The sequence below is a fragment of the Hydrogenophaga sp. genome, assembly GCF_026125825.1.
Taxonomy (GTDB): Bacteria; Pseudomonadota; Gammaproteobacteria; order Burkholderiales; family Burkholderiaceae_C; genus Hydrogenophaga.
Genome location: NZ_JAHCKK010000111.1, coordinates 1 through 11,357 on the forward strand (window position 1 = coordinate 1; position 11,357 = coordinate 11,357).

The 11,357-nt window shown below is 67.2% G+C and carries 9 protein-coding genes; all 9 read right to left on the reverse strand.

Features of this window, described 5'->3' with window-relative positions:
• Window positions 1-857: Gfo/Idh/MocA family oxidoreductase (locus tag KIT86_RS22095; protein WP_297402408.1), on the reverse strand; the 857-nt coding region annotated here is incomplete at its 3' end.
• A 33-nt stretch (window positions 858-890) separates the two neighbouring features.
• Window positions 891-2,798, reverse strand: a complete 1,908-nt coding sequence (locus tag KIT86_RS22100) for an XrtA/PEP-CTERM system amidotransferase (protein ID WP_297402410.1) — start codon at window positions 2,796-2,798, stop codon at window positions 891-893.
• A 1-nt stretch (window position 2,799) separates the two neighbouring features.
• On the reverse strand, window positions 2,800-4,035 hold the full coding sequence (locus KIT86_RS22105) for a TIGR03087 family PEP-CTERM/XrtA system glycosyltransferase (RefSeq protein ID WP_297402412.1): 1,236 nt from the start codon (window positions 4,033-4,035) through the stop codon (window positions 2,800-2,802).
• A 21-nt stretch (window positions 4,036-4,056) separates the two neighbouring features.
• A complete protein-coding gene (locus KIT86_RS22110) occupies window positions 4,057-5,109 on the reverse strand; it encodes a FemAB family XrtA/PEP-CTERM system-associated protein (protein ID WP_297402414.1) in 1,053 nt (350 codons plus the stop codon).
• Entirely contained in the window at window positions 5,102-5,971 is an 870-nt protein-coding gene (locus tag KIT86_RS22115; RefSeq protein WP_297402416.1) for an XrtA system polysaccharide deacetylase, read from the reverse strand. The genes KIT86_RS22110 and KIT86_RS22115 overlap by 8 nt, the downstream gene beginning before the upstream one ends.
• A gap of 16 nt (window positions 5,972-5,987) precedes the next feature.
• Window positions 5,988-7,106: an XrtA/PEP-CTERM system-associated ATPase gene (locus KIT86_RS22120; RefSeq protein WP_297402418.1), complete on the reverse strand. Its 1,119-nt coding sequence runs from the start codon at window positions 7,104-7,106 to the stop codon at window positions 5,988-5,990.
• A 3-nt stretch (window positions 7,107-7,109) separates the two neighbouring features.
• Entirely contained in the window at window positions 7,110-8,690 is a 1,581-nt protein-coding gene (locus KIT86_RS22125; RefSeq protein WP_297402420.1) for a TIGR03016 family PEP-CTERM system-associated outer membrane protein, read from the reverse strand.
• Window positions 8,691-8,712: 22 nt separating this feature from the next.
• Complete coding sequence (locus KIT86_RS22130) at window positions 8,713-9,663, reverse strand: XrtA-associated tyrosine autokinase (protein ID WP_297402422.1); 951 nt, start codon at window positions 9,661-9,663, stop codon at window positions 8,713-8,715.
• 15 nt (window positions 9,664-9,678) lie between these two features.
• Window positions 9,679-11,235: an XrtA system polysaccharide chain length determinant gene (locus tag KIT86_RS22135; protein ID WP_297402424.1), complete on the reverse strand. Its 1,557-nt coding sequence runs from the start codon at window positions 11,233-11,235 to the stop codon at window positions 9,679-9,681.
• Between the last annotated feature and the right edge of the window lie 122 nt (window positions 11,236-11,357).

Below are 11,357 nucleotides of genomic sequence, written 5' to 3' on the forward strand. Positions count from 1 at the left end.
CCGGCGGCGGTGCGAAGGCCGGAGAGCGCGCCGTCGGCGGCCTCGAGGTATTTGGTGCGGCCGTAGGTGAAGAAGCGGTTTGCCAGGATGTCGGCCACGGCCACGCCGTCGTCGCACACCACGGTCATGCGGCACACGGTGAATTCGGCCCCCACATGGAAGCGCATGTGCGCGGGCATGCGCTCGCAGCGCATCGACACCTGGCAGGCGTTGTGCAGGCCCACGCCAGGCGAGATTTCCACCGGATCCTCGGCCAGCACCGAGAGCTCGCGCACCGACCCGGCCAGGTCGAGCACCTGCGACAGCGGATGCACCGCCTGCTCCAGCAGGATGTTGAGTGGCTTGCGGAACATCCAGTGGCCGAACTGGCGCGCGGCCAGCTGGCGCAGCGGCACTTCATACACGTAGTCGAGGTAGCGCGGCTTGCCCAGGCGGCCTGAGGCAATGGCCTCCTTGAGCTGCACGTAGGCGGGATTGAACACCAGGTTCTGGTTCACGCCGATGACCGCGCCGGACTGCCCGGCGGCCTGGCGCAGCTGTTCGCACTCGGCGGTGCTCACGCCCACCGGCTTTTCCAGCAGCACGGTCTTGCCGGCGGCGACAAAGGGCATGGCGGAGGAGAGGTGGAAGTCCGGCGGCGTCAGCACGTGCACCGTGTCGGCCTGCGACGCGGCGGCCTCCTCGATCGTGTTGAACACGCGGCCCGCGTGAAACTCCTTGGCCAGGGCCTGGGCGGTGGCCGCGTTCACATCGAACACGCCATACAGCTCCACACCGGCGATCTCGCGCAGCGCGGCCGCGTGGGTCTTGGCGATATTGCCGGCGCCGACCAGCAGCACCTTCTTCTTGTTGCTCACAAACATCCTCCTGGGAAATGAATTCTGGGCCCGTCAGACGGGCGCGCTCTTCTCGTTCTGTCGCAAGAACGCGTCGAACATGATCAGCATCCACAAAGGTGTGGAATGGTCGGACTGGCCGCTCAGGTGCTCCTTGACCATGCGCTCGAGCACGGTGGCATTGAAGTAGCCCGAGTCCAGCATGCGCTGGCTCAGCACCGATTCGCGCATGCGCTGCGCCAGCGGGCCACGCAGCCATTTGGCCAGGGGCACCGAGAAGCCCATCTTGGGCCGGTACAGCACGTCGTGCGGCAGCAGCGGCTCGAAGGCCTTCTTGAACACCGCCTTGCCCTCCCCGCCCTGGATCTTCAGATCGCTCGGCAACGTGGCCAGCCATTCGATGAGCAGGTGGTCCATCAAGGGTTCGCGCACCTCCAGCGAGTGCGCCATGGCCGCGCGGTCCACCTTGGTGTTGATGTCGCCGACCAGCCAGGTTTTGTAGTCCAGGTACTGGATCAGCGCGAGCGGGTCGTCGGTCTGCGCGCGCTGGGCGTGTTCGCGGAACACCTCGATGGCGTTGTAGCCGCCCAGTTCGCGCTGGAACGCGGGGGAGAACAGGCGCGCGCGCTGGTCGGCGCGCAGGTGCGACATGCTGTGGTGGTAGGCCTGCACGCTGTCCATGGCCATGGCCTGGAAGGTGGTCTTGGCGCGGAACATGCGCGGCGCCCAGTCGGCCTTGGGGTAGAGCCGGCCCAGCGTGCCGAACACCGACTGGCGCAGGCCCTGCGGCAGGCGGTTGCGCACGCGCTCCTCGCCCAGGTGCATGCGGTAGCGCCGGTAGCCGCCCAGGCTCTCGTCGCCGCCGTCGCCCGAGAGCGCCACGGTGACGTGCTTGCGCGCCATCTCGCAGACGCGGTAGGTCGGGATGGCGGAGCTGTCGGCGTAGGGTTCGTCGTACAGCCAAGCCAGGGTGTCGATCAGGTCGAAGTCGTCGCTCTTGACGATCTCCAGCCGGTGGTCGGTCTTGTAACGGTCGGCGACCTGCTGGGCGAACTCGGACTCGTTGAAACGCGGGTCGTCAAAGCCTATCGCGCAGGTCTGCACCGGCTTGTCGGACAAACCGGCCATGGTGGCGACCACGGCGCTGGAATCGACGCCGCCGGAGAGAAACGCGCCCAGCGGCACATCGGCGATCAGCCGCAGCTTGACGGATTCGCGCACCCGCTCGCGCAGCTCGACCTCGGCATCGGCCTGCTCGATCGGGTTGTCGTTGGTGAATTGCACGTCCCAGTACGGCACCGGCGCGGGCTGGTCGGTCTCGCCACGGCGCAGCAGCAAGGTGTGCGCCGCCGGCAGCTTGTGGGCGTTGCGGTAGATGCAGCGCGGGTCGGGCACGTAGCCGAACGAAAAATAGTCCTCCACCGCCTTCGGGTCGATCTCGCGCACGAAGCCCGGGTGGGCCGTGATGACCTTGAGTTCGGAGCCAAAGATGAAGCTGCCGTCGGGCAGCCAGGCGTAGTGCATGGGCTTGACGCCCATGCGGTCGCGCGCGAGAAACAGCGACTGCTGGGCGCGGTCCCAGATCGCGAAGGCGAACATCCCCCGCAGGCGGTGCACGCAGGCCGTGCCCCAGGCGGACCAGGCGTGCACGATCACCTCGGTGTCGCTGCGCGTGCGAAACACATAGCCCAGGGCCTTGAGTTCGGGCACAAGTTCCTGGAAGTTGTAGATCTCGCCGTTGAACACGATGCCCACGCTGGCGTCGGCGTTGAACTGCGGTTGCTGGCCGGTGGCCAGGTCGATCACCGACAGGCGGCGGTGGCCCAGCGCCAGGCCGGGTTCGAGGTGCAGGTCGTCCTCGTCCGGGCCCCGGTGGGCCTGGATGTTGTTGATGCGGGATGCCAGCGCGCGGTCGTAGCTGCGCAGGCCCTGGGTGTCGAAGAGGCCGGAAATGCCGCACATGTCAGCGGGCCTCCTGCAGCGAGGCGTTGAGGTGGTGGGGGTCGTCCAGGCAGGCGTCGATGCCGCTGAGGTGGGCCTGCCAGCTGAAACCTTGCAGCACGAAGCGGCGGGCCTCGCGGCCCAGTGCGGCGGCCTGGGCCGGCGGCGCGTCGAGCAGTTGCTGCAGCGCCTGCAGAAAGCCATCGGCGTCGTCGGCGCGCAGCAGGCCCTGCGCGCTGCTCGCGCCGATGGCCTCGGCGCACGACGGCACGGTGATGACCGCCTGCTCCATCGCCATGGCCTCGAGAATCTTGTTCTGGATGCCGCGCGCCACGCGCAGCGGCGCCACCACGGCGGCGGCGTGCTGCAGGTAGGGCCGCACGTCGGGCACGGTGCCGGTGACCACCACGTGCTGGCTGGCCAAGGCCTGCACCTGCGGCGAGGGGCTGCGGCCCACGATGTAGAAGCGCGCGCGCGGCCAATGCGCGCGCAGCCGCGACAGCATGTCCGAGACGAACCAGCTCACGCCGTCGATGTTGGGCCAGTAGTCCATGGCGCCCGTGAACACGATCGCCTGCTCGTTGGCCGCGAAGGGGTTGGTTCGCGCAGGATCGGGCGCAAAAAAATCGGCGTCCACGCCATTGCTGAGCGACTGCACGTGGCCTTGCGCCTCGGGGGCGTGCGAGAGGAACAGCGCGGTCTCGTTCGGCGTGACGAAGAAGGAACGGCGCGCCTGGGCCGCCACTTCACGCTCGTAGGCCAGCAGGCGCTGGCCTTCGCGCCGGTAGATGGCCGACATCGGCCAGCGGTGCGCGGGGGCGTACTGCGTCCACTTGGCCGAATCCACATCGACGAAATCGACCAGCATGGGCACGGCCGGCGCCAGTGGCTGCGCGTACTGCGCCATGGCCCCGGAGAACACCACGCTGGCCTGCAGCTCGTGGGCCTGGGCCACCTGTTCGACCCAGCGCCGCATGCCGGCGTTGCGGTAGTAGGCCAGCGTGAGCGCCTCGCCGCGCAGCAGGCCGGTGGCGCTCATCAGCCGGGCCTGTCGCGGTGCGATGCGCTCGACGTGCAGGTCGGGGCACATGGCCTTGAGCGTGGGCAGGTGCTGCTCATCGTCGGGATCGTCGATGAAGGTGCCCAGGAACACGCGGTGCTTCTGCAACAGGTGGCGCAACAGGTGGTACGAGCGCACCTTGTCGCCCTTGTTGGGCGGGTACGGCAGCCGGTGGACGAGGTACAGCAGGTTGGCCATGGTGCGTCAAGGTGGCGTCGGTCAGCCCAGATTGCGCACGATGAAGGGGCCCAGCCAGTTGGCCACGCCAATGGGCAGGCGCCGCCAGGTGGCGATCAGCAGCTTGTATTTCGCGTTGGCCGGGTTGTTCTGAGGGATGCTCTCGCGCTTGTAGAGGCGGTATTCGTAGTTCAGCGGCGTGGGCTCGAAACCCCAGTTCTTCTTGAACGCATAGGGGCCCGTGCCTTCCTTGCTGCGCCCGTAGTCGAACACCTTGAGGCCGCGCGCGCAGGCAAGGCGCATGAGCTCCCAGTACTTGAAGTCGTTGGCGGCCAGGTCGCGGGCGGCTTCGTCGTCGCCGGCGTAGTACGGCAGCACCTCGTCGCGAAAGTAGAAGCTGAGCACGCTCGACAGCGGGCGGCCTTCGGCCGAGCACACGGTCAGCACCTCGGCGTCGGCGCCAAAGGTCTTGAGCAAGGTCTGGAAGTACCGCTTGGGCATGGCCGGCGTGCCGTGGCGGTGCACGTTGTCGGCGTACAGCGCGAAGAAGCGATCGACGCTGGGGTCGATGTGGGACGTCAGCCCGTTCTTGATGCCCTTGCGCACCATCGCGCGCTGCTTGCGCGGGATGGCCAGCATGTTGTCCTCTTCCTTGGGCAGGATGGCCTTGCGGAAGGTGACGTAGAGCTCCTGCACCGGCCAGTCGGTATGGCGGCGCTCGATGTGGCGCAGTTCGAGGTGGTCGGTGCCCAGTTCGACCGCCAGGCGCTGGGCCTCGGCTTCGAGGGCGGTGGCTGCCTCGGGGGTGGCCGCGGCCGCGCCGCCGTACACCGCGAACGGCAGGCCCGTCAGCGCATTGCCGAACAGGCGGCTGTTGACGTGCGCGAGCGGCAGCACGCCCTGGATCTCGCCACCGGACTCCGCATAGAGAAAGTAGGTGTCGTGGCGAAAGACATCGCGGATGACCGTCTGCCAGCCCGCCCGGTGAAAGAACGTGGCTTGCGGCTGGGCCAGGACGAAAGCGTCCCAGCGGGCAACCTGGTCGGCTTGGGAGCTGTCGAGGCGGTGGATGCGCAAAGGAGCAGGCTCAGACAACGGGCACCTCTTTCTTCACACGGCTGCCGATGAAGATGTTGTCCATGCGGTCCCATTGGAAATCGTCCAGCAGGCGAGCCAGGCGCTGCTCGGTGCGGCCAATGTTGACGTAGTGGCGAAAGCGGGTCTTGAGGTCGATCCCGGCCACGCGCGGTTGCCCGGGGTCGATCTCCCAGGGGTGGAAGTAGAAGATGGCGGACTGCTCGTCCTGCTTGTTGACCTGCTGCAGCATCCAGCGCGACAGCGCATAAGGCATGAGGCGGAAATAGCCACCCCCGCTGGAGGGCAGGTTGCGGTTGAACATGCGCAGCGTGGTGGGCGGCACTTCCATCATGCCCCCGCGGGTCTCGTAGGCGAATCGCGGTGCATTGGGCATGCCGTAGTGGTCGTGCTTGACCGGGTAGATGCTGGAGCTGTAGCGGTAGCCCGCGCGCTGCAGGGTGTCCAGCGCCCACAGGTTGTTGGCACCAATGGAGAAGCTGGGCGCGCGGTAGCCCCAGACGGCCTGGCCGCCCAGGTCTTCGAGCAGGCCCTTGGAGCGCGTGATGTCGTCGAAAAACTCGGCCTCGGTGAGGTCGCTCACCCGCTGGTGCCCGTAGCCATGGCTGGCCAGTTCATGGCCTTCGCGCACGATGCGGCGCACCATGTCCGGGTAGCGCTCGGCGATCCAGCCCAGGGTGAAGAAGGTGGCATGCGTGTTCTTCGCCGCGAGCAGTTGCAGGATGCGATCGATGTTGTGCTCGACCCGGCACTCACAGCGGTCCCAGTCGGCGCGGCGGATGTAGGGAGCCATGGCCGAGACCTGGAAATAGTCTTCGACGTCGATGGTCAGGGCGTTTTCGATGGGTGCGTTGGATGGCATGGGAAGCCCCTCGGGATCAGTTGCTGCCGTTGTTGCGCGACTTGCGGGTGGCCGCGACGATCTTCCTCAGGGCACCGAGGATCTCCAGGCTGACCCGCTCCTGGCGCAGCACGCTGCGCTCCATGCGCAGCAGCCGGGTGCTGAGCTGTTCGGCCGTCACACGGGTGAGCTCTTCGCCGATGCCGTCGACCACGCCGGGGTCCAGATCGAGGTCCTCGGGGCCGATGCCATCGACGAGCGAAGGACGGGGCTCGGCGCCCTCGCCTGCCTTGGGCAGGTGCGCCCAGCGGTCGTCGGTGGGCGCGTGCTCGGGTGCGGGGACCGCGCTCTCGGCGTGCATCTCCGCGACCACCTCGTTGAGCGCATCGAGCGTGAGCGTGGGGGCTTCGGAGAGGTAGCCCTGGAGCAGCAGGCGATCGCACAGGGTGTTGATGCGGCGCGGGATGCCGCCGCTGTGCTGGAAGATGCCGGCAAAGACCGCAGGCTCGAAGACCGGCTTGTCCACCGCGCCGGCGCACTTGAGACGGTGCTCGATGTAGGCGCGGGTGTCTTCCTCGTCCAGCGGGCCGAGGTGGCAGCGCGCGGTGACACGCTGGCGCAATTGCAGCATGCCCGGGCCCTGCAGGATGGTGCGGAACTCGGGCTGCCCCACCAGGAAGGTCTGCAGCAAGGCCTGCTCGCCGAACTGGAAGTTCGAGAGCATGCGCAGTTCTTCCACCGCCAGCGGCTGCAGGTTCTGCGCTTCGTCCACGATCAGCAGGCAGCGCTTGCCCTGGGTGGTCTGCGTGATGAAGAAAGCCTCCAGCGCCATCAGCATGTCGGCCTTGCCGGTGCCCCGCACCGGTACGCCGAAGGCCGCGCAGACCAGTTTCAGCGCGTCTTCGGCACCGAGTTGCGTGCTCACCAGGTGCGCCGCCACCACCGAGCCGTTTTCCAGGCTGTCGAGCAGGTCGCGCACGATGGTGGTCTTGCCAGCGCCCACCTCACCGGTGATGACGATGAAGCCCTCGCCCCGCATGACGCCGTACACCAGGTACGAGCGCGCGCGCCGGTGCGGCTTGCTGCTGTAATAGAAACGCGGATCGGGATTGAGCTGGAAGGGTTTGCTGGTCAACCCGTAATAGGCTTCGTACATGAATCAGAACCGGTGGGTGACAACGCCCAGGATGGCGGTTTCCTTGTAGGGGAAGGTGCCGCTGTAGAGCGAACGACGGAGTTGCACGCTGCCGCTGGTGCGAGCGGCCAGGCGCGTGCTGACACCGAACGTCAGGGTCTTGAGGGTGTTGCTGAACGAGGTGTTGATGCCTTCGTTCGTCTGCCGCGTGAACGACACATTGGCCGTCGTCAGCCGCGTCAGGCGGTGGGCGTAGGTCACCCGCCAGGCTTTCTCGAGGATGTCCGAGGCGATGTTGAAGTCGTCGCTCAGGGAGATCACCGGATTGAGGCGGCGCCCCGTGTTGCGGGCCACGGCCACCACGAAGGCATCGCGCGGACCGAACAGCCCCAGCGAGAGCTCCTGCAGGCGTTGCACGGAAGCCGACGAGGTCAGGTAGCCGGGGTTGAGCTGGAAATCGGCCGGCAGGTTCAAGCGCTGAAGTTCGGCGTTGACCTGCTGCGCGCGCCGCACCGGATCGGGCTCGGTGGAGAGCGCGTCGATCAGGCCGTAGAGCGAACCCTGGCTGGCGCCTGCGGCATCGAGCTGGCTGGTGACCACGTCGCGGGTGTCCACATAGCGCCAGATGGCGCGCCGGCTGCGGTACTCCACCTCGACGTTGTGGCCCTTGCCGAAGTAGCGGTTGGCCCGCTCGGCGAAGACGCGCGTGCGGTCCGAAGGCCGCCACTCGACGCCCAGACCGGTGGACCGGTAGGACTTCATCTCCGGCGTGAGCAGGTCGTTGGACTCCACGCCCACCAGCGCCGAGAGGGTCAGCGTCGGGTCGAGCGCATAGAACACGCGGCCGTTGACCGCATCCAGGGTCTGCTGCTGCCCGAAGCTGTAGTCCAGCTGCGTGCGGCTGGCTTCCAGGGTCCAGCCCAGCGACTGCCCCGTGACCTGGCGCGAGAGCCGCGCCAGCCCCTCTTCGGAGGTGATGTCCGAGCGCAGCCGCGTGTCGGTGCGGGTGGTCTGCCAGCTGTAGCGCAGCTCGTAGTCCACCGAGCCCATCAGGCTGCCGCGCAGGTAGGGCGAGAAGCGAAAGCTCGACGTTTCGGAGAGGTTGTCGTTGCCCAGGGCATCCACGCTGGGCGACTCGAACGCGGAGATGGCCTGCTGGCCGATGATCCCCGAGAAATCGATGAAGGCGCGGTTGTCCCAGGCTTCGAACGTGCCGTTGGTGTTGAGGGACTGCTGGATGTTGTCCTGCACCGTGTTGCGCGCGTCGTAGATGCCGCGCAGCGAGTAGTCGAAGAAGCCCTTGAGGCGTGGCTTGTTGACCACCACCCCAATGCCGGGGCTGACCTCGGTGATCTGTTCGTTCTGGCGGTTCTGGGTGGAGAGGTTGCCGTTGTTGGAGAAGCCCTGGCTCACGGAGACGCGGGGCGTGACCCAGATGGCGGGGGGCGGCGCCACCGGCGTCTCGACCTCCACGATGCCTTGCGCGGGCCCCACTTCCTGGGCCCTCACCTGGGCATGCAGCGACAGCACGAGCAGGCCTGACAAGGCCTGCACCAGCGTGACCACCGGGAAGGATGCGGGCCGGCGGGATGATCGATGTGTCACTGGGAAACCTCCGTGAACCGATTCAAGCCGGCGTGGCCTCTGAGGCCGCGGCATCGCTGGACGCCCCCTGCCCGTAGCCGTAGCCATACCCATAGGCGTCCTGGTCGCCGCCGTGCACCTGGTTGAGCACCATGAGCTTGATCGGGCAGGACTCGATGGTCGTCAGCGCGTGCCTGACCTGGGACTGCAGGGTCTTCTCGGCCTGCACCACCACCACGATCTGGCCCATGTGCGTGGCCAGCACGCGGGATTCGGTGGTGAGCAGCAGCGGTGGCGAGTCAAAAATGATGATGCGGTCAGGATACCGGTGCCCCATCTCTTCGATGAGGTCGGTCATCGCGTCGCTGGCCAGCAGTTCCGTGGCACGGGGGTGCGGCGTGCCGCTGGGCAGCAGGCTGAGCTTGTCCACATTGGTGCGCAGCAGCGTGTCCGACATCTCCATCTGCTTGTTCGTCAGCAGGTCCAGCAGGCCGGGGCCGGGCGGCAGGCCCAGCGTCTTCATGATCGAGGGGCGGGAGACGTCGGCATCGACCAGCAGCACGGTGTAGTCGAGCTCCATGGCGATGCTCATCGCCAGGTTGATGGCGGTGAAGCTCTTGCCTTCGCCGGGCATGGCGCTGGTCACCATGATGCGGTTGCCATGCTGCACCACCGACGCGCCCTTGCCGGTGGCGTTGGCGATCAGGGGCCGCTTGATGACGCGGTATTGGTCGGCGATGGCCGCGCGCGGGGCGTTCGGCGTGACAAAGCCCATCTCGGCGAGCGCGGCCAGGTCCAGGCGCACGCTCTTGGAAACGGTCTTGGGGGCCTCCTTCACCGGCGCGGGCTTCGCGGCGGCCGCTGGGGACACGGGGGCCATGGCCTCGGGTGCCTGGGCAGGTGCGGCGGTGACCTCGGGCACGGCCGGCATGTCGGCGCCGGCCTGTCGCAGTTGCTCAAGCCGTTGGGCTGCTTTTTCAATCAAGCTGGACATGTTTTCAGATCACCTTCAAAGGCTCGATCGGTACGACAAGGTCACCATACCGATGAGGAACAACACGACCAAGGCCATGATGGCCAACAGGAATCGCCGCAGGCTTCGGGACTCTCGCCGGCGCATGGCGTCGTTCTTGACCAGGGTCACGACGCCCAGCAGCGGCAGCTCGGTGGCGCCGCGCAAGGCCGAGGCATCGAAGAACACGGGGCGCAGCTGGCTGACCAGGAAGGTCACGCCCACGCCGGCGGCCAGCGCGGCCAGCAAGGCCACGGGCAACAGCAGGGCGCGGTTGGGCGCCACCGGGCGGCGCGAGACCTGGGGCGGCTCGACCACGCGGAAGTCGGCCAGGTTGGACGTGCTTTCCAGCTCGCCGCTCATCAACACGGTCTCGCGGCGCGACACCAGATCCTGGTAGTTCTTGCGGTGGATCTCGTAGTCGCGGTTGAGCTGGGCCAGCTCGGCTTCCATCTGCGGCGCCACCTTGAGCTGCTCGCGCAGGCGGGCGGCGCGGCCTTCGTATTCACCGACGCGGGCACGCAACGAGGCCACCTGCACTTCGGCCGAGGCCAGCGTGCGCGTGATTTCCACGATGGCCGGGTTGTTCTCCACCACCGGCGAGGTGGGCGAGGCCGCGGCGGCGCGGCGCATTTCGGCGATCTCGCGGCGCTTCTGGTCTTCCAGTTCCTTGATCAGGCGGCGCGTGTTGAGCACGTCCGGGTGCTGGTCGGTGAAGCGTTGCAGCAAGGCGTCCAGGCTGCGCTTGAGTGCATCGATGCGGGAGTCGAGGTCGGGCGTGGCCAGGTTCAGCGACGAGGTGTCGGGCGCGCTGCGCGCCATGCTGCGCGCCTGCTCCAGCTGCTTGCGCGCCGCCTCGCGGGCGCTCTCGGCTTCGCGCAGCTCCAGGCGGGCCTGGCTGAGCGTGCTCAGCATCTCGGCCATGCGACCCGCCACGTCCAGACCGCCCTGGGCCTGCATGTCCAGGTTGCGCAGGCGGAAATCCTTCAGGCGGGATTCAGCCTCGGACAGCTTGTTCTCGTAGTTCTTGATCTGCTCTTCGATGAACTTGCGCGCGTTGTCGGAGTCGGTGCCGGCGGCGCCCTTGCCCGACTCGACGAAGATCGTCAGCAGCGACTTGACCACCTGCAGCGAACGCTCGGGGTTCTCGTCGCGGTACGACAGGGTGTAGAGGTTGTCGCGCCCCGTCGAGCGGATGGCAAGCGACTTGAACAGGTTGTCCACCAGGGCGTCGCGCTGCGCCTTGGTCTGGCCCGCGGTCTCCAGCTGGGCCATCTGCATGAGCTTCTCCACCGTCGGCCGGTTGATCAGCGTGCGGCTGAGCATGGCGACCTGCTGCTCCACATCGGGCTGGATCGCCAGACCGGTCATGAGCGGGCGCAGGATCGACTGGGTATCGACGTACACCCTCGACGTCGCCTCGTAGCGATCAGGAATCATCAGAACGCCCGCGGCGCCCACGGCGGCCACGATCCAGGCGATCAACACCCCGAGTCGGCGGTACTTCCACATGCCCCGCAGGGTGGTGGAGATTTGGTTCAGGAGATCGTGCATGCAGGAATCTGTGTGTGACAGCTGAACAGCAGGAGGCTGGCTGGTCGCCCGACCAGCCCGGAGGCCGACCGGACGGCGGCCTTAGAACCAGCCTTGCGGGATGATGAGAATGTCGCCGGGCA

What these genes read in the sequence shown, in the direction of transcription:
- KIT86_RS22115 (WP_297402416.1), bottom strand. Translation starts at nt 5,971, where the DNA reads ATGCCATCCAACGCACCCATCGAAAACGCCCTGACCATCGACGTCGAA.
- KIT86_RS22120 (WP_297402418.1), bottom strand. Translation starts at nt 7,106, where the DNA reads ATGTACGAAGCCTATTACGGGTTGACCAGCAAACCCTTCCAGCTCAAT.
- KIT86_RS22100 (WP_297402410.1), bottom strand. Translation starts at nt 2,798, where the DNA reads ATGTGCGGCATTTCCGGCCTCTTCGACACCCAGGGCCTGCGCAGCTAC.
- KIT86_RS22105 (WP_297402412.1), bottom strand. Translation starts at nt 4,035, where the DNA reads ATGGCCAACCTGCTGTACCTCGTCCACCGGCTGCCGTACCCGCCCAAC.
- KIT86_RS22130 (WP_297402422.1), bottom strand. Translation starts at nt 9,663, where the DNA reads ATGTCCAGCTTGATTGAAAAAGCAGCCCAACGGCTTGAGCAACTGCGA.
- KIT86_RS22135 (WP_297402424.1), bottom strand. Translation starts at nt 11,235, where the DNA reads ATGCACGATCTCCTGAACCAAATCTCCACCACCCTGCGGGGCATGTGG.